Origin of the sequence: Nocardioides panacihumi, assembly GCF_039530925.1 — a bacterium.
Lineage (GTDB): Bacteria > Actinomycetota > Actinomycetes > Propionibacteriales > Nocardioidaceae > Nocardioides > Nocardioides panacihumi.
Genome location: NZ_BAAAPB010000002.1, coordinates 995577 through 1012692, shown reverse-complemented (window position 1 = coordinate 1012692; position 17116 = coordinate 995577). Strand labels below are relative to the sequence as shown.

General features: G+C 71.5%; 15 protein-coding genes. 14 read left to right on the top strand and 1 reads right to left on the bottom strand.

Annotation, left to right across the window (positions count from 1 at the left end):
- The 14 genes from ABD205_RS14070 (at position 1) to ABD205_RS14005 (ending at position 16331) form a co-directional block, all read left to right on the top strand.
- Positions 1 to 789: an SDR family NAD(P)-dependent oxidoreductase gene (locus ABD205_RS14070; RefSeq protein WP_344045672.1), complete on the top strand. Its 789-nt coding sequence runs from the start codon at positions 1 to 3 to the stop codon at positions 787 to 789.
- Positions 786 to 1793, top strand: coding sequence for an NADPH:quinone oxidoreductase family protein (locus ABD205_RS14065; RefSeq protein WP_344045670.1), 1008 nt, complete (start codon positions 786 to 788; stop codon positions 1791 to 1793). The genes ABD205_RS14070 and ABD205_RS14065 overlap by 4 nt, the downstream gene beginning before the upstream one ends.
- On the top strand, positions 1790 to 2449 hold the full coding sequence (locus ABD205_RS14060) for an HAD family hydrolase (protein WP_344045668.1): 660 nt from the start codon (positions 1790 to 1792) through the stop codon (positions 2447 to 2449). The genes ABD205_RS14065 and ABD205_RS14060 overlap by 4 nt, the downstream gene beginning before the upstream one ends.
- On the top strand, positions 2442 to 3467 hold the full coding sequence (locus tag ABD205_RS14055) for a phosphotransferase family protein (RefSeq protein WP_344045666.1): 1026 nt from the start codon (positions 2442 to 2444) through the stop codon (positions 3465 to 3467). Before ABD205_RS14060 ends, ABD205_RS14055 begins: the two co-directional genes overlap by 8 nt.
- 1 nt (position 3468) lies before the next feature.
- Positions 3469 to 4722, top strand: coding sequence for an acyl-CoA dehydrogenase family protein (locus ABD205_RS14050; RefSeq protein WP_344045664.1), 1254 nt, complete (start codon positions 3469 to 3471; stop codon positions 4720 to 4722).
- A 106-nt stretch (positions 4723 to 4828) separates the two neighbouring features.
- The gene (locus ABD205_RS14045; RefSeq protein ID WP_344045662.1) at positions 4829 to 6580 is read left to right on the top strand and encodes a glycerol-3-phosphate dehydrogenase/oxidase; all 1752 of its coding nucleotides are present in this window, start codon (positions 4829 to 4831) and stop codon (positions 6578 to 6580) included.
- Positions 6581 to 6837: 257 nt separating this feature from the next.
- A complete protein-coding gene (locus ABD205_RS14040) occupies positions 6838 to 8454 on the top strand; it encodes a succinic semialdehyde dehydrogenase (protein WP_344045660.1) in 1617 nt (538 codons plus the stop codon).
- Positions 8451 to 10232: a GMC oxidoreductase gene (locus ABD205_RS14035; protein ID WP_344045658.1), complete on the top strand. Its 1782-nt coding sequence runs from the start codon at positions 8451 to 8453 to the stop codon at positions 10230 to 10232. Before ABD205_RS14040 ends, ABD205_RS14035 begins: the two co-directional genes overlap by 4 nt.
- A 242-nt stretch (positions 10233 to 10474) precedes the next feature.
- Positions 10475 to 11518, top strand: coding sequence for a S66 family peptidase (locus tag ABD205_RS14030; RefSeq protein WP_344045656.1), 1044 nt, complete (start codon positions 10475 to 10477; stop codon positions 11516 to 11518).
- A 192-nt stretch (positions 11519 to 11710) separates the two neighbouring features.
- The gene (locus ABD205_RS14025; protein WP_344045655.1) at positions 11711 to 12511 is read left to right on the top strand and encodes a hypothetical protein; all 801 of its coding nucleotides are present in this window, start codon (positions 11711 to 11713) and stop codon (positions 12509 to 12511) included.
- Positions 12512 to 12641: 130 nt separating this feature from the next.
- The gene (locus ABD205_RS14020; protein WP_344045653.1) at positions 12642 to 14246 is read left to right on the top strand and encodes an APC family permease; all 1605 of its coding nucleotides are present in this window, start codon (positions 12642 to 12644) and stop codon (positions 14244 to 14246) included.
- 216 nt (positions 14247 to 14462) lie between these two features.
- A complete protein-coding gene (locus ABD205_RS14015; RefSeq protein WP_344045651.1) occupies positions 14463 to 14951 on the top strand; it encodes a zinc metalloprotease in 489 nt (162 codons plus the stop codon).
- Positions 14952 to 15010: 59 nt separating this feature from the next.
- A complete protein-coding gene (locus tag ABD205_RS14010; protein ID WP_344045897.1) occupies positions 15011 to 15475 on the top strand; it encodes a phage tail protein in 465 nt (154 codons plus the stop codon).
- Positions 15476 to 15488: 13 nt separating this feature from the next.
- Positions 15489 to 16331, top strand: coding sequence for a hypothetical protein (locus ABD205_RS14005; RefSeq protein WP_344045649.1), 843 nt, complete (start codon positions 15489 to 15491; stop codon positions 16329 to 16331).
- 25 nt (positions 16332 to 16356) lie between these two features.
- Here ABD205_RS14005 and ABD205_RS14000 read toward each other — a convergent pair whose 3' ends face one another.
- Positions 16357 to 17097 carry a DUF5995 family protein gene (locus tag ABD205_RS14000; RefSeq protein WP_344045647.1) on the bottom strand — a complete coding sequence of 247 codons (741 nt, stop codon included), beginning with the start codon at positions 17095 to 17097 and terminating at the stop codon, positions 16357 to 16359.
- Between the last annotated feature and the right edge of the window lie 19 nt (positions 17098 to 17116).

Genomic DNA, 17116 nt, shown 5'->3' with positions numbered 1-17116 from the left:
ATGCCGGACCAGCACGGGAAGGGCGTCGTCGTCACCGGGGCGGGCAACGGCATCGGCCGGGCGCTGGCGCACCGGATGGCCGCCGCGGGGGCTCGGGTCGTCGTCAACGACCTCGACGCCGAGGCCGCGCGGGCCGTGGCCGCCGAGATCGGTGCGCACGCCGTCGCCGGCGACGCCGCCTCGCCCGACGGTGTCGCACACCTGGTCGAGCGGGCGCGCGTGGAGCTGGAGGCGATCGACGTGTGGTTCGGCAACGCCGGGATCGAGCGTGGGCACGGACTGGACGCGCCCGAGGAGGACTGGGCCGCCGCACTCGACGTCAACGTGATGGCTCACGTCCGGGCCGCCCGGCTGCTCGTGCCTGGCTGGGTCGCGCGCGGCGCCGGCCGGTTCGTCGTGACGGCCTCGGCGGCGGGGCTACTCACCATGCTGGGCAGCCCGACGTACTCGGTCTCCAAGCACGGAGCCGTCGCCTTCGCCGAGTGGCTCTCCGCCACCTACCGCCACCGAGGCGTCGTCGTGCAGGCGATCTGCCCGCAGGGTGTGCGCACCAGGATGTACGAGGAGGCCGGCGCGCTCAAGGAGGTGCTGGCCCACGATGCGGTGCTGACGCCTGAGCAGGTGGCTGAGGCCGCGTGGCAGGCTCTCGACGGGGACCGGTTCCTGGTGCTCCCGCACCCCGAGGTCGGCGCCTACTACGCCGCTCGTGCCAGCGACACCGACCGCTGGCTGGGCGGGATGAATCGGGTGCAGCAGCACCTCGACGGACAGGCAGGGGGCATGCGATGAGGGCATGGCGGGTCGGCGAGCTCGGAGAGCCGGCGGCGGTGATGCGGCTCGGGGACGTCGACGAGCCCCGACCCGGGCCGCGACAGCTCGTGGTGAAGGTGCTCGCCGCTCCGGCGAACTTCCCCGACGCGCTGATGTGCCGCGGGCTCTACCAGGTGCGGCCCGAGCTGCCGTTCACTCCCGGCGTCGAGCTGTGCGGCGAGGTCGTCGAGCTGGGCGCCGAGCTGGCCGACGGGGCGGGTAGGTTCGCCGTCGGCGATCGTGTCCTGGGCGCTGCGGTGCTGCCGTACGGCGGCTTCGCGGAGCTGGCCCTCATGGACGTCGCGACGACCTTCCCCGCGCCGGCCTCCCTCGACGACGCCGAGGCCGCCGCGCTCTACATCGGCTACCAGACGGGCTGGTTCGGGCTCCACCGCCGGGCCGCGCTGCGCAGCGGCGAGACCCTGCTCGTCCACGCCGCCGCGGGAGGCGTCGGAAGTGCCGCCGTCCAGCTCGGCAAGGCCGCCGGCGCCACCGTGATCGGGGTCGTCGGCGGGCCGCAGAAGGCCGAGGTCGCCCGGGCGCTGGGCGCCGACGTGGTCGTCGACCGACACGCGGTGGGGGCTGCGGGGGACTGGGTGGCGGTCGTCAAGGAGCACACCGGCGGCCGGGGGGCCGACGTGATCTACGACCCCGTCGGCGGCGAGACCTACCAGCGCTCGACGAAGTGCGTGGCGTTCGAGGGCCGGATCCTCGTGGTCGGCTTCGCGGGCGGGGAGATCCAGTCGGCGGCCCTCAACCATGCGCTGGTCAAGAACTACTCGATCCTCGGCCTGCACTGGGGTCTCTACAACGCGATGGACCCCGCCGCCGTCGCCGAGTGCCACCGCGCGCTGACCGAGGCGGCCGACCAGGGCCTGGTGCGACCGCTGGTGAGCGAGCGCCTCCCGCTCGAGGAGGCGGCGGACGCCGTGCAACGGCTCGCGGACGGCGCCACCGTCGGCCGAGTGGTGGTCACGCCGTGACCGGGGCCGGTGTCGAGGCGGTCGTCTTCGACTACGGGGGTGTGCTGACGACGCCGGTCGCGGACTCGATCGCGGGCTGGCTGGAGTCCGACGGTATCGACCCGGACTCGTTCAGCCGCACGCTCAAAGCGTGGCTGTCCTCGGACGCTCCGCCCGGCACGCCGGTCCACCGTCTCGAGACCGGGGAGCTCGCCCCGGAGGAGTTCGGTGCGCTGCTCGCCGCCGAGCTCGTACGCCACGACGGCGACCCCGTGGTGGCGGACGGCATCGTCGGCCGCCTCTTCGCCGGCATGCGCGTCGAGCCGGCGATGTTCGACCTTGTCGACGACCTGCACGCGCTGCGGGTGCGCACCGGGCTGCTCTCGAACAGCTGGGGCAACACCTACCCGCGAGCGCGGATCGCCGAGGCCTTCGACGGGATCGTCATCTCCGGAGAGGTGGGCCTGCGCAAGCCGCAGCCGGAGATCTACCGCCTGGCCCTCCAGCGCCTGGGCGTCGCCCCGGAGCAGGCCGTCTTCGTCGACGACGCCGAGCCGAACCTGGTCGGCGCCCGAGCGGTCGGGCTGCGGACCGTGCTGCACACCGACCCCGCCGGCACGCGGGCGGCGCTCGCCCCGCTCGTCCCCGGCCTCGCCGAGGAGACCATCGATGGGTGACGTCCCCGGCCTCGACCTGCCCCGGCTGAGCGACTGGTTCGCCGACCACGTCCCGGGCGTCGCGCCCGGCGAGATCGCACTGAGCGCTCGGCGCATCAGCGGCGGCAAGTCCAACCTGACCTACGAGGTCTCGGACGGCTCGAGCGTGTGGATCGTACGCCGACCGCCGCTCGGCCATGTCCTGGCGACCGCACACGACATGGTCCGCGAGCACCGTGTCATGACCGCCCTGCGCGACACCGTCGTGCCCGTCCCGACGACGTACGCACTGTGCGAGGACACCGCGGTCGTCGGTGCGCCGTTCTACGTGATGGAGAAGGTCGACGGTGTGCCGTACCGCGGTCGTGCCGAGCTGGAGGCGCTCGGGCGCGAGCGCACCCGCGCTGTCTCCGAGCGGCTGGTGGACACGCTCGTCGCACTCCACGCCGTCGACCCGGCGGCTGTCGGGTTGGGCGACTTCGGCCGGCCGGAGGGCTTCCTCGCGCGCCAGGTCGCCCGCTGGAAGAAGCAGATGGACGCGTCCCACCACCGCGACCTCCCGGCGGCCGACGAGCTGCACGAGCGGCTCGCGGCCTCGATCCCGCCTGAGGGTGCCGCTGGGATCGTGCACGGCGACTTCCGGCTCGACAACGCCCTGGTCGACACCGGGACCGATCGCATCAACGCGGTGGTCGACTGGGAGATGGCGACGCTCGGCGACCCGCTCACCGACCTTGCCTTGACGCTCGTCTACCAGCGGCTGGCCGGATTCGACGGCGGCACGGTGAGCGACGTCAGCAACGCGCCCGGCTACCTGACCGAGTCGGAGATCCTCGCCCGCTACGACGCGGCCAGCCACCGCGACCTGAGCCGGTTCGGCTTCTACCTCGGGCTGGCCGCGTTCAAGCTCGCCGCGATCCTCGAGGGCATCCACTACCGCTACCTGGCCGGCCAGACGGTCGGGGAGGGGTTCGACACCATCGGCGACGCGATCAACCCCCTGCTCGACGCGGGCCTGTCCGCACTGAAGGAAGATTGAGATGGACTTCTCGTTCGACGCACGCACCGAGGAGCTGCGGGCCACGCTGCTCGACTTCATGCACGCTCACGTCGAGCCTGCCGAGCCGGTCTTCCACGACCAGCTGGAGTCCTCCGGCGATCCGTGGGCGTGGGACGCCGCGCCCGTGCTGGGCGAGCTCCGGACCGAGGCGCGCCGCCGCGGGCTGTGGAACCTCTTCCTCCCCGGCGACGGAGGCGCGGGTCTGACGAACCTGCAGTACGCACCGCTCGCCGAGATCAGCGGTCGGAGCTTCCTGGCTCCGGCGACGATGAACTGCGCCGCGCCCGACACCGGGAACATGGAGGTGCTGCACTCCTTCGGCACCGACGCGCAGAAGGACGAGTGGCTCGCACCGCTGCTCTCCGGTGAGATCCGGTCGGCGTTCGCGATGACCGAGCCCGACGTGGCCTCCTCCGACGCCACCAACATCGAGCTGAGCATCGTCCGCGACGGCGACCACTACGTCCTCAACGGCCGCAAGTGGTGGATCACGGGCGCGATGAACCCCAACTGCCGGATCTTCATCGTGATGGGGAAGACCGACCCCTCTGCCGACCGGCACCGCCAGCAGTCGATGATCCTCGCCCCGCGCGACGCTCCCGGCCTCGAGGTGAAGCGCGCGATGCACGTCTTCGGCTACGACGACCACGACCACGGCGGCCACGCCGAGCTGTCCTTCACCGACGTCCGGGTGCCGGTCGGCAACCTGATCGGCGAGGAGGGTGCCGGCTTCGCGATCGCGCAGGCGCGGCTCGGGCCCGGCCGCATCCACCACTGCATGCGGTCGATCGGCGTGGCCGAGCGGGCCATCGAGCTGATGTGCGCCCGGGCGTCCGGCCGTGTCGCGTTCGGGCGGCCGATCGCCGACCAGGGCGTCGTACGTGACTGGATCGCGGAGTCCCGCGTCCGCATCGAGCAGCTCCGGCTGCTGGTGCTCAAGACGGCCTGGCTGATGGACACCGTCGGCAACCGCGGGGCTCACACCGAGATCCAGGCGATCAAGATCGCCACCCCCGCGACGGTGCAGTGGATCCTCGACAAGGCCATCCAGGTGCACGGCGCGGGCGGTCTGTCCCAGGACTTCCCGTTGGCGGCGGCGTACGCCGGCATCCGCACGCTCCGCTTCGCCGACGGCCCCGACGAGGTGCACAAGAACGCGCTCGCCAAGTCCGAGCTGGCCCGCCGAGCCGCGGACGTCATACGCCCTGGTCGCTCGGGCAGCCACCCCGTATGACGTCCCGACGGTTCAGAGCCGCGGACGTCATGCGCCCTGGTCGTCGGGACAGCCACCCCGTACGACGTCAGCCGGCGCGACTCCGAGCGCCTGACACACTGGCGGCATGAGCCAACCCTCGCTGCCGCCCGGTGCCCTGGGACCGCTCGCTCGGGATGCCGCGATCGCGGCGATGACCGGCGCCGCCGGGGAGGCCGAGCTCGACGTGCTCGTCGTCGGCGGTGGCGTGGTCGGCACCGGCGTCGCCCTCGACGCCGTCACCCGTGGCCTCTCCACCGGTCTGCTCGAGCAGCGCGACCTCGCGTCCGGCACCAGCAGCCGCAGCAGCAAGCTGATCCACGGCGGTCTGCGCTACCTCGAGATGCTGGACTTCGCGCTGGTCCGCGAGGCGCTCACCGAGCGCGGCCTACTCCTCAACCGGCTCGCGCCGCACCTGGTCAAGCCGGTGCCGTTCCTCTACCCGCTGACCCACAAGGGCTGGGAGCGGCCGTACGTCGCCGCCGGCCTGACCCTGTACGACGGCATGGCCGCCCTCGGCGGCCTCGCCCAGGGCGGCGGGATGGGTCTGCCCCGTCACCGCCACCTGACCCGTCGCGGCGTCGCGCGGATCGCCCCGGACTTCAGGGCCGAGACGGTGACCGGTGCGATCAAGTACTACGACTGCCAGGTCGACGACGCCCGCCTCGTCACCACGATCGCCCGCACGGCCGCCCGCCACGGGGCCCAGGTCGCCACCCGGGTGCGCGTCACCGGCTTCCTGCGCGAGGGCGAGCGCGTCGTCGGCGTCACCGCCCGCGACCTCGAGCACGGCCAGGACCTCGAGGTCCGCGCGCGTGTCGTGGTCAACGCCGCCGGGGTGTGGACCGACGAGATCCAGGAGATGGTCGGCGGCCGTGGTGCGCTGCACGTGCAGGCGTCGAAGGGCGTCCACCTCGTCGTGCCGCGCGACCGGATCCGCAGCGAGTCCGGCTTCATCGTGCGGACCGAGACCTCGGTGCTGTTCGTCATCCCGTGGGGGCGGCACTGGATCATCGGCACCACCGACACCGACTGGAACCTCGACAAGGCCCACCCGGCCGCGTCCAAGGCCGACATCGACTACATCCTCACCCACGTCAACGCCATCCTGCGCGAGCCGCTGGACCACGACGACGTCGAGGGCGTGTACGCCGGCCTGCGCCCCCTGCTCGCCGGGGAGTCGGAGCCGACCAGCAAGATCAGCCGCGAGCACACCGTGGTCACCCCGGTGCCGGGCCTCGTCATGATCGCGGGCGGGAAGCTGACGACGTACCGCGTGATGGCGAAGGACGCCGTCGACGCGGCCGGACACAGCCTGCGCGCGACCACGAACGTCGGTCTGCGCGAGTCGATCACCGACAAGGTGCGGCTGCTCGGGGCGGACGGCTACGAGACCCGCGCAAACCAGCGGGTGCTGCTCGCCCGGCGCTCCGGGCTGCACGTCGCGCGGATCGACCACCTGCTCGGGCGGTACGGCGGCCTCATCGACGAGGTCCTCGACCTGGTCGCCTCGCGGCGGGTGCTGGGGGCTCCGCTCGAGGGAGCCGAGGACTACCTGGCCGCCGAGGTCGTGTACGCCGTCACGCACGAGGCCGCGCGCCACCTCGACGACGTGCTCACCCGCCGGACCCGGATCTCGATCGAGACCTTCGACCGTGGCGTCTCGGCTGCGCCCGCGGTGGCCAGGCTGATGGCGGACGAGCTGGGCTGGTCGGCCGAGACCCAGCGCGAGGAGGTCGAGCACTACCTGCGTCGCGTCGAGGCGGAGCGGCAGTCCCAGCTGAAGACGACCGACCAGGAGGCGGACGAGGCGCGGGTGCAGGTCACCGACATCGTCTGACCGAGTCGGCGCATCCTCGCGCTCCTGACGTGCCGAGTCGGCGCATCTTCGCGCTGGTGAGGTGCCGAGTCGGCGCATCTTCGCAACTGGCGTGCGAGGTTGCGCCGACTCGTGCCTTCTGGCGTGCGAGGTTGCGCCGACTCGTGCCTTCTGATGTGCGAGGTTGCGCCGACTCGGCGAATGTCTGCGACACGTGTGACAGAAAAGTTCCTACCAACGGGTAGCAACCTGAGACGCCGGTCACCTACGCTCGTGACATGTCCGATTCGAACCCCGGCAACCGCCCGCTCGTCGAGGGTCCGCGAGACCCCGAGCACGATGCGGGGGCGTCGTACGCCCTCGAGCCCAGCTACGTCTCCGCGCTGACCGACCGGCTGGCCGCGAGCTCGGGCGAGACCCACGAGGTCTGCTCGCCGATCGACGGGGCGCCGCTCGCGCACGTGCCGCAGTCGAGCGAGGAGGACGTCGTCGAGGCGTTCGCCCGGGCACGCCGGGCTCAGGAGCGTTGGGCGCGGACGCCGTACGCGCACCGCCAGCGGCTGCTGCTGCGCCTGCACGACCTCGTCCTCGACCGCCAGGACGAGATCATGGACCTGATCGTGCTGGAGTCGGGGAAGGCGCGGAAGCACGCGTTCGACGAGCCGCTGCACATCGCGCTGACCGCGCGCTACTACGGCCGGACCCTGTCCGACCACCTCTCCACCGAGCGCAAGCCGGGCGTGTTCCCAGCGCTCACCCGCATCGACATCAACCACGTCCCCAAGGGAGTCGTGGGCGTCATCTCGCCGTGGAACTACCCCTTCACGATGGCGCTGTGCGACGGCCTCGCCGCCATCGCCGCCGGCAACGCCGTGGTCTCCAAGCCCGACGCGCAGACGATGCTCAGCGCGCTGCTCGCCGCGCGGCTGCTGGACGAGGCCGGCTTCCCGTCGGACCTCTGGCAGGTCGTCGCGGGGCCCGGCCCCGAGGTCGGCCGCAGCCTGATCGAGAAGGCCGACTACATCTGCTTCACGGGCTCCACCGCGACCGGGAAGCTCGTCGCCCAGGGCTGCGCCGAGCGGCTCATCGGCTGCTCGCTCGAGCTCGGCGGCAAGAACCCGATGCTCATCCTGGCCGACGCCGACATCGAGCGCGCCGCCGAGGGCGCGGTGCGTGCGGTCTACTCCAACGGCGGCCAGCTGTGCGTCTCGATCGAGCGGATGTACGTCGCCGACGCGATCTACGACCGGTTCGTGGACCGCTTCGTCTCGCGCGTCCAGGCGCTGTCCCTCGGCGCGGGTCTGTCGTGGGACATCGACATGGGGCCGCTCATCAGCCAGGCCCAGGTCGACACCACCGAGGCGCACGTCGCGGACGCGGTCGCCAAGGGTGCCCGTGTGCTCACCGGCGGGAGGGCCAGGCCGGACCTGGCGCCGTACTTCTTCGAGCCGACGATCCTCGAGGGCGTGACGCCGGAGATGACCTGTTTCGGCAACGAGACCTTCGGCCCCGTGGTCAGCCTCTACCGCTTCCACGACGAGGCCGACGCGATCTCGCGCGCCAACGAGGGGGAGTACGGCCTCAACGCCTCGATCTACAGCCAGGACGGTCCGCGGGCCCGTGCGGTCGCGCGCCAGGTCAAGGCCGGCACCGTGAACATCAACGAGGCGTTCGGGGCGACGTTCGCCAGCCTCGCGGCGCCGATGGGTGGCATGCGCTCCTCCGGCACGGGGCGGCGCCAGGGCCGCGAGGGCATCCTGCGCTACACCGAGACCCAGTCCGTAGCGACCCAGCGGCTGGCCCGTATCGCCCCCATGTTCGGCATGTCCGACGAGGCCTACGCCAAGATGATGACCCGCACCCTGCGGGGTCTGAAGAAGCTCGGTCGAGCATGACGCACTACGACGTCCTCGTCATCGGCTCGGGCTTCGGGGGGTCGGTCAGCGCGCTGCGGCTCACCGAGAAGGGCTACCGGGTCGGCGTGCTCGAGGCGGGCGCGCGGATGGAGGACAGCGACTTCGCCGCGACCTCGTGGGACCTCAAGAGGTTCCTCTTCAACCCGGCGCTCGGCTGCTACGGCATCCAGCGGATCGACATGGTGAAGGACTGCATCATCATGGCGGGCGCCGGCGTCGGCGGGGGCTCGCTGGTCTACGCCAACACCCTCTACGAGCCGCTCGACCCGTTCTACGACGACCCGTCCTGGGGGCACATCACGGACTGGAAGGCCGAGCTCGCGCCCTACTACGACCAGGCGAAGCGGATGCTCGGCGTGGTCGAGAACCCTCACGTCACGCCCGCCGACAGACTGATGAAGCAGGTCGCCGAGGACCTGGGCGTCGCCGACACCTACCACCAGGCGCCGGTCGGCGTCTTCTTCGGCGCCGACGGCGTCGCGCCGGGCACGGAGGTGGCGGACCCGTACTTCGGTGGCGCAGGTCCCGCCCGCAACACCTGCCTCCAGTGCGGGGAGTGCATGGTCGGCTGCCGCCACAACGCGAAGAACACCCTCGTCAAGAACTACCTCCACCTCGCCGAGCAGAACGGCGCCGAGGTGCACCCGCTCACCACGGTGACGCGGGTCGTGCCGCGCCCCGACGGCGGCTACGAGGTGCACGCCCGCTGGACGAAGGCCAAGCTGAGCCGGCTCACCGGCCGGCCCGGCAGCCGGCACAGCGCGACCAAGGTCTTCACGGCCGACCAGGTCGTCTTCAGCGCGGCCGCCATCGGCACCCAGAAGCTGCTCCACAGGCTCAAGGCGACCGGTGACCTGCCGCGTATCTCCGATCGGCTCGGCGAGCGCACCCGCACCAACTCCGAGGCGATCCTCGGCGCGCTCGCGCCCGACCTCAGCGTCGACTACACCGAGGGTGTCGCGATCACCTCGTCGATCCACCCGGACGAGACGACCCACTTCGAGCCGGTCCGCTACGGCAAGGGCTCGAACTTCATGTCGCTCCTGCAGACCGTGCTGACCGATGGCGGCCCGAACCGCAAGCGGCGCTGGCTGAAGGAGATGTGGACGCAGCGGTCCAACATCGGTCGGCTCTACGACTTCAAGCACTGGTCGGAGCGGATGATCGTGCTGCTCGTGATGCAGGCGCTCGACAACTCGATCACGGTCTTCCCGAAGAGGACGCCGTTCGGATTCCGCCTGTCGTCGAAGCAGGGCCACGGCCAGCCGAACCCGACGTGGATCCCGGCGGCGAACGACGGCGCTCGGCTGATGGCCAAGGCGATGTCGAACGACGCGGGAGAGGGCTACGCCGGCGGCACGATCGGCGAGCCGTTCAACGTGCCGATGACGGCGCACTTCATCGGCGGCTGCGCGATCGGGGAGTCGTCCGAGACAGGCGTCGTCGACCCCTTCCAGCGCCTCTACGGGTACGACGGCCTGCACGTCGTCGACGGGTCGGCGATCTCGGCCAACCTGGGCGTCAACCCGTCGCTCACGATCACCGCGCAGGCCGAGCGGGCGATGGCGTTCTGGCCCAACAAGGGCGAGCCCGACCCGCGGCCGCGGCTGGGGTCGGCGTACGTCCCGGTGACCGCGGTCCGGCCGCGCCGCCCGGCGGTTCCGGAGGCCGCTCCCGGCGCGCTCAGGCTGCCCGTCGTCGACGTCTCCCGGAGCGCTCCGAGCGACGCCGGAAAAACTTCCGAGATTTCTTCGTAGCCGGCGTAACCGGGCCTGTTCGCCCTCGTTGAGGTGAGCAGACCCGGGACTTGCTCCCTCCCTTAGATGTCCGGGTCTCTCGGTCCGCACATATGCGGCCGATCAGGGCCCGGCCACCCTCCCTCCCCGGCCGGGCCCTGGTGCATTTCCCGGCTGTGCTTCCGGGGTGCACCGGCTGGGTGCATCGCCCGAGCGCGCATCCTCGGACGTCCCCGCCGGACACGCGTCGTAGCGTGAGACCCATGGAGCTCCTCCACCCTCGCAAGGCGCGGCCCGGCGAGAAGATCGCGGTGCTGTCCCCGTCCTTCGCCGCCCCGGCGGCCGGACCCCGGGTCCACGACCAGGCGATGGTGCGACTCCGGGAGGTGACCGGCCTCGAACCCGTCGAGTACCCCACCACTCGCAAGCTCGGCGCGTCGCCCCGGGAGCGGGCCGACGACCTCAACGCGGCCTTCGCCGACCCCGAGATCAGGGCCGTGATCGCGACGATCGGTGGCGACGACCAGATCACCGTCGTGCCGCTCCTCGACGCGGAAGCCGTCCGTGCCGACCCCAAGCCGTTCCTGGGCACGAGCGACAACACGAACCTCCTGAACTGGCTGTGGTGCAACGGCGTGGCGGGCTTCTACGGCGGTTCGACGCAGGTCCATCTGGGACCGGGCCCGGCCGTCGACGAGGTCCATGCCGCGTCCTTGCGCGCCGCGCTGGTCGACGGTGGACGGCTGGAGATCACCGAGCCCGGGGTCTCGGAGGACATCGGCCACGAGTGGAGCGATCCGCGTGCCCTCACCGAGTACGGCGCCCGCGAGCCGACCGAGCCGTGGACATGGGCGGGCCCGGCGACCGCGGTGAGCGGGCGGACGTGGGGTGGCTGCATCGACGTCCTGCAGTGGATCCTGACGGCGGGACGGTTCCCCTCCGACCCCACCGTGCTGCACGGAGGGGTGCTGATGCTGGAGACCTCCGAGGACCTGATCCCCGCCCGCGAGTTCGGCTGGATCCTGCGCTCGCTCGGAGAGCGCGGTCTGCTCTCCGAGGTGGCCGCCGTGGTCGTGGCACGGCCTCCGACGATGAGCTTCGAGTGCCAGCCGTCGCCCTCGGAGCGACGGGAACGGCGCCATGCCCAGCGCGACACGGCGGTCGAGATCGTGCAGCGCTACAACCCGGAGGCCGTCATCGTCGTCGGGCCGCCCTTCGGCCACACGCGACCGCAGTGGATCCTGCCCTACGGAGCAGCCCTGGAGCTGGACCCGTCGCGCCGCACGATCCACGCGGACTTCGACTGACGCTCGCCGCCCGGTCCAGCGCCTCCGGACCAGCGGGCCGATCCAGCGCCTCCGATCTTGCGCCCCAATCTTGCGCCCCCAATCTTGGGGAGGGCCGTCGCACTCCGCCGTAACCCCCGGGTCGACGACCTCGTTGCCCTGTCACGCTGCGGAGGTTCCGCAGTGGGTGTGCATCCGTGGAGGGAGCTCGCCATGGCTCGAGCATCAGCTGGGGTCTTCAAGGCACTGGCGGTCGGCGGGGTGTTCGCGGTGCTGTCGGTCCTCTGGGGGGCGACCGGGCCGGCGCAGGCGGACGGCGGAGGGGTCGTCGGGGCGGTGACCGGCGCCGGGAGCGACGCGGTCGGTGGAGTGGTCGGCCCCATCACCGACCCCGTCACCCACGTCACCGACCCGGTCACTCATGCCGTCACCCACGCCGTGCCCGGCCCGGTCGCCAGCGCGGTGCCCAGCCCCGTCGCCAGCGCGGTGGCCGACCCCGTCCCGACCGTCAAGAAGGCGGCCGGGTCGGCTGCGGGCCAGCCCCGCCAACCGGGCGCGGGGCCGCAGCACACGGCGCCGCTCGTCGGTGGCGCGCAACCGGGGGAGAAGGCGAGGACGGGGAGCGCCACGCGCGCTGCCGGCACCTCGACGACCGCGAGGCCGTCGCGGCACAAGGCCGGCAGCAGGCGAGCCGTTCGGGAGCGGCCGCCGAGCGCGCGGCCCCTGCTCCTCGCCGCGGTGCGCCGAGACGCTGAGCTCCTCACGACGGGCCCGACACTCGGCCGACGACAGGTCGTCGACGCGTCCGAGACCAGTGCTGAGCAGGCCTGCCGGACGTCGAGCCTCGCCGCCAGCGATCTCCTGCGCTGTGCGCGCGTCGACGTGCTCCTTCCCAACCTCGGCGGGCCGGGGATGGTCCTGCTGCCGATCAGCCTCGCGTTGATCGGCGCCGGCCTCGTCATGGCCGTGCACGGCCGGCGGCGGCGCGGTCCGGCCGTCGGTCGAGCCAGCTGACGCGTCCGTCCTCGTCAGCGACACGCGACAGCGAAAGCCGTCGTTGCTGGCGGACCGGGTCTGCATGGTGCAGCCTGTGACCATCTCGGGCCGGACATGGCTGACCAGCCGCGAGATAGGAGAGCAGGCCATGAGCGAACAAGGTGCGCACGCGGGCATCGGGGACGACACAGACGATGCCCGCCTGGCGAGCCTGGGTTACCAGCCGCAGCTGCGACGGGTCCTCGGACTCTTCGCCAACTTCTCGGTCGCCTTCACCTACCTCTCCCCGATGGTGGGCATCTACTCGCTGTTCGTGCTCGGCCTCGGCACCGGCGGGCCGGCGTACATCTGGCTGAACTTCATCCCGATCATCGGGATGCTGCTGGTCGCGCTGGTCTTCGGCGAGCTCGCCAGCCACTACCCGGTCGCGGGCGCGCTGTACCAGTACTCGAAGTTCTCCGTCGGCCCCGGTTACGGCTGGTTCGTCGGCTGGTTCTACGGCCTCGCGCTCCTGATCACTGTCGCCGCGGTCGACACCGGCGTGGTCGCCTACTTCGCCGCCCTGACCCACAACTGGTTCGGTTGGAGCCTCGACCCCGCCGACCACTTCACCATCCTCTGGATCACCGTGGGTCTGCTGCTGATCCAGACCGTCCTGAACATCACCGGCGCCCAGGTGATGGGCCGCGTCGCGCAGTTCGGGGTGTACGTCGAGATCGTCGGCACCTTCGGCATCGCGATCATCCTGGGGATCCACGGCTTCCACCACGGCCTCGGCTACCTGTTCTCGACGCAGGGCCAGACGCACGCCGCGACGAACGCGCTCGGCCTCGACTTCCACGGCAGCTGGCTGGCAGCGGGCCTGATCGCCGTGCTCGCGCCGGTCTACATCTACTACGGCTTCGAGTCCGCGGGCGACATCTCCGAGGAGACGAAGGACGCCGGTCGCCAGGTGCCGCGCGCCATGCGGCTGGCCGTGATCTGGGGTGGCATCGGGTCGATCGTCCTCACCGCCGCGCTGCTGTTGGCCATCCCCGGCGACGGCGCCAAGGGCGTCGGCGACGCGGTCTCGGGCGGCGTACCGTCCATCCTCGCCCAGCTGCCGTCCGGGGTGCAGGACTTCCTGCTGCTCATGATCATCTTCGCGTTCTTCTCGTGCGGCACCTCGATCCAGGGCGCGGGCAGCCGCCTCGCGTTCTCCTACGCCCGCGACGACGCGCTGCCCGGCTCCGCGTGGATCCGGCACGTGCACCCGCGCTTCCGTACGCCGATCAACGCCCTGATCGCCGGCGCGGTGGTCAGCGCACTGTTCGTGCTGCTCGTGTTCGCCTCGCCCGCCCACGACAAGCACATCTGGTTCATCACCTACCCCGGCGGCGTCAACGCGCTGGTGGCTCTGGTCTCCTTCGGCGTCAGCGGCATCTACCTGTCGTTCCTGCTGACGGTGGTCGCGGCCGCCGTCGCCCGCTCCCGCGGGTGGGTGCCGGAGGGACGGTTCACGCTCGGTCGCTGGGGCACGCTCGTGACCTGGGCGGCGCTGATCTACCTCGGTCTGATGCTGGTCAACGTGGTCCTCCCCACCGGACTGACGTCGCCACGGGCCTACTTCAACCTCGACTGGATCACCTTGCTGGTGATGTTCGTGATCACCGTCGTCGGGGCGATCTACTTCTTCCTGGCCCGCCCCGATCGCGGCCTGCGCCGCCACATCCACGACGAGGCCGAGCCCAGCGGCGCCGAACGACACCACTGACGGCCGCGTCGGATCGACCTCGGCGACCCAGCCGCCGAGGTCGATCCGGCACCCGCACGGATCACACCGTGACGATGGATACCCAAAACGGGCGGGTTGCCATCTCCCGATCCGGGGCACATTTCTTCTATGGGTCGTGGTGCTGATCGACGCTCAGCCAATCTCGGGGCCACGGTGCAGCTCGGGCGATTCCAGATAGAGATCCGGTGGTCGTGGATGACGCTGCTCGCGGCGTACGCCGTCGCGGGCACCGTCGCGGCCGTCGCGGGCGGCCATGTCGACCTCGGCGGCATCGCCGTGAACGCCGCTGCCTTCACCGCGCTCGCGCTCGCGGCCGCGCTGTTCCACGAGCTCGGACACGCCCTCGCAGGCCTGGCGTTCCACCGCCGCCCGCTCCGCCTCGTGCTCAAGGCCGGCGCAGCGATGCAGATCGAGGGGGCCCGCCCGGGGTCGCTGGGTGACAAGGCGGCCGCCGAGAGCCTGGTCGCGTTGAGCGGCCCGATCGCCAGCGGACTGATCGGGCTGGCCTACTTCAACGTGAGCACGTCCTTCGGCACGCCGTTCGCCTGGGCCGGCCTGCTCGCTGTCGTCGACGCCCTGGTCAACCTCGTCCCCGGCGTCGCGCGCAGCGATGGCGACCGCGTCCTGCACGCGTTCACCGATCCGCCCTCGCCGGCGCAGCCGACCGGCCCCGCAGGGGGCTGACGCCGGCGGTGGGCGGGCCGCTACGGTGGCGTCGTCAGACCGTGACCCGGGAGGTAGCTGTGTCGTACGCCGTCGACTTCGAGGACGTGTCCACGATCGGGCTGGAGTCCTCGCCCGTCGCGGACGCCCTGGCCGGGCTGCGGGCCAACGAGGCTCGCTACTTCAAGAACAAGTACGACCACGTCTTCACGGTCGAGCCCGCCGCCGAGGCGACGGAGGTCGTCGACCGGGTGCATCGCATCCTCGCCGAGGAGCGCGACCTCGTGATCGAGTCGAAGCCGCTCGAGGCGACGGCGTTCGAGGTCGACGGGATCCGGATGGCGTACGTCTTCTACGAGTCGGGCCTGTCGATCAACGTGATGTACACCATCGCGGACGGCGGCAAGCGTGCGGTCGGGTTCAAGCTCTCCGACGGGATGGACGTCCCCGAGGAGCTCGCGACGCGCTTCAAGTTCGCGCGGCAGAAGTCGAAGCTGGCCGGCACGATCCGCGGCTCGTTCTTCGTGATCAAGGGCGAGTACTGAGCCGAGGGCTGTGATGGATGCGCGCCGTACGTTCCCTCGGGACGACCGCGTGCTGCCGTTCACGCGTGGCCTGGCGCTGTTCATCACGCCCTTCCTGCTCGTCGCGTTCGTGATCCTCTACCTGTTCCCGACCCACACCGGGCGGCTCTGGGCCTGGCAGATCCCCGCGACGATGACGTCGATGGTGCTGGCGTCGGCCTACGTCGGCGGCGCCTACTTCTTCCTGCTCGTCGCCGGCGAGCGTCAGTGGCACCGTGTCGGCGCGGGATTCCTCGCCGTCACCACCTTCGCCGGGTTGCTCGGTGTCGCGACCGTGCTGCACTGGGACCGGTTCCTGCATCACCACGTCTCCTTCTGGCTGTGGGCCGGGCTCTACTTCACCGCACCGTTCGCCGTGATCGGGGCGTGGCTCGCCAACCGGCGGTACGCCGCCCCGGCGGCCCCCGGCGACGTCATGCTGAGCCCTGCCGAGCGGACCGCTGTGGGCCTCGTCGGCCTGCTCGCCCTGGTGCAGGGCGTGCTCATGTTCCTGGTGCCGTCGGCGGTGATCGGCCACTGGCCGTGGCCGTTGACCCCGTTGACGTGCCGGGTGGTCGGCGCCGTCTTCTGCCTCGGTTGCGCCGGGCTCGGTGCGTGGCGGGACGCGCGCTGGACCTCGATCAGGGTGATGCTCCAGGTCGAGGTGCTGATGCTCGTGCTGATGCTGCTCGCAGCCTTCCGGGCGCGCGACGAGATGATCGCGGGGCGCGCGTTCACGTGGCCTCTGCTCGTCGGCGTCCCGCTGACGTTGGCGGGCTCCGGCTATCTCTGGATGAGCCACGAGCGTCGGGGACGCGTCAGGGCGCCCGCGCTCTGAGCCATCCGCCGCGTCACGCTTCTCGTCATCGGGCCGGTGGCAGGGTGACCCCGAAGCCAGCGACCGCCAGCCGGAGCAGGACCTGGCCCGGGGCGAGCAGGTCGGCGACGCGCGCGGCGCTGAGGACCTCGAGCTCGCCCAGCCGCTCGTCGTACGCCGTGGGGCCGGCGGCCCGAGCACGCTGGAGCTCCTCGGTGTTGTGCCACACCTTGAGCCGGGCCTCGCGCAGGAAGCGCCGCGAAGCGACCCGGTTGAGCGGCTGGAGCACGCGGTCGAGCAGCGAGCGGGCCGACCGCGCGGCCAGCTCGTCGTCCTCGGCGGCCACCCGGTTCGCGAGCACGCCGTCGATCCGCTCGTGGTCGCGGCGGCGCCGTGCCATCAGCGCCGGATCGCCGAAGTCGTGGTCGGAGATGACCGCGAGGAGCGCCTGGGGCAGGTCGTAGTTGACGTGTGCGTTGATCCCGAGCAGCACCCGCCGGAGTGCGGGCAGGGCTGCCGGCGCGTCGAACGCGAGACGCCAGGGTCGTGACGGCGTACCCCCCGACAGGTGCGCGTCCAACGCGTCGACGTAGAGCTCGGCGAACGCCACGTCCCAGCGCGCCACCCACTCCGCGTCCTCGAAGAGCCCGCCGTCGACCGCCTTCCCGACCGCCAGCGTCGTGCGCAGGTAGGTCCCGAGGAAGTCGCCGAGCTGCTCCTGGTCGGCGGGCAGCGCGTCGAGGCGCCTCTGCATCTCGGCGACGACCGCGACGACTGCATCGGCCATGTGGTCAGTGTGCTCCCAC

Bases quoted from the DNA above. Each gene is read 5' to 3' on its own strand.
- ABD205_RS14070 (WP_344045672.1), top strand. From the start codon at position 1: ATGCCGGACCAGCACGGGAAGGGCGTCGTCGTCACCGGGGCGGGCAAC.
- ABD205_RS14065 (WP_344045670.1), top strand. From the start codon at position 786: ATGAGGGCATGGCGGGTCGGCGAGCTCGGAGAGCCGGCGGCGGTGATG.
- ABD205_RS14055 (WP_344045666.1), top strand. From the start codon at position 2,442: ATGGGTGACGTCCCCGGCCTCGACCTGCCCCGGCTGAGCGACTGGTTC.
- ABD205_RS14050 (WP_344045664.1), top strand. From the start codon at position 3,469: ATGGACTTCTCGTTCGACGCACGCACCGAGGAGCTGCGGGCCACGCTG.
- ABD205_RS14045 (WP_344045662.1), top strand. From the start codon at position 4,829: ATGAGCCAACCCTCGCTGCCGCCCGGTGCCCTGGGACCGCTCGCTCGG.
- ABD205_RS14040 (WP_344045660.1), top strand. From the start codon at position 6,838: ATGTCCGATTCGAACCCCGGCAACCGCCCGCTCGTCGAGGGTCCGCGA.
- ABD205_RS14035 (WP_344045658.1), top strand. From the start codon at position 8,451: ATGACGCACTACGACGTCCTCGTCATCGGCTCGGGCTTCGGGGGGTCG.
- ABD205_RS14030 (WP_344045656.1), top strand. From the start codon at position 10,475: ATGGAGCTCCTCCACCCTCGCAAGGCGCGGCCCGGCGAGAAGATCGCG.
- ABD205_RS14025 (WP_344045655.1), top strand. From the start codon at position 11,711: ATGGCTCGAGCATCAGCTGGGGTCTTCAAGGCACTGGCGGTCGGCGGG.
- ABD205_RS14020 (WP_344045653.1), top strand. From the start codon at position 12,642: ATGAGCGAACAAGGTGCGCACGCGGGCATCGGGGACGACACAGACGAT.
- ABD205_RS14015 (WP_344045651.1), top strand. From the start codon at position 14,463: ATGACGCTGCTCGCGGCGTACGCCGTCGCGGGCACCGTCGCGGCCGTC.
- ABD205_RS14005 (WP_344045649.1), top strand. From the start codon at position 15,489: ATGGATGCGCGCCGTACGTTCCCTCGGGACGACCGCGTGCTGCCGTTC.
- ABD205_RS14000 (WP_344045647.1), bottom strand. From the start codon at position 17,097: ATGGCCGATGCAGTCGTCGCGGTCGTCGCCGAGATGCAGAGGCGCCTC.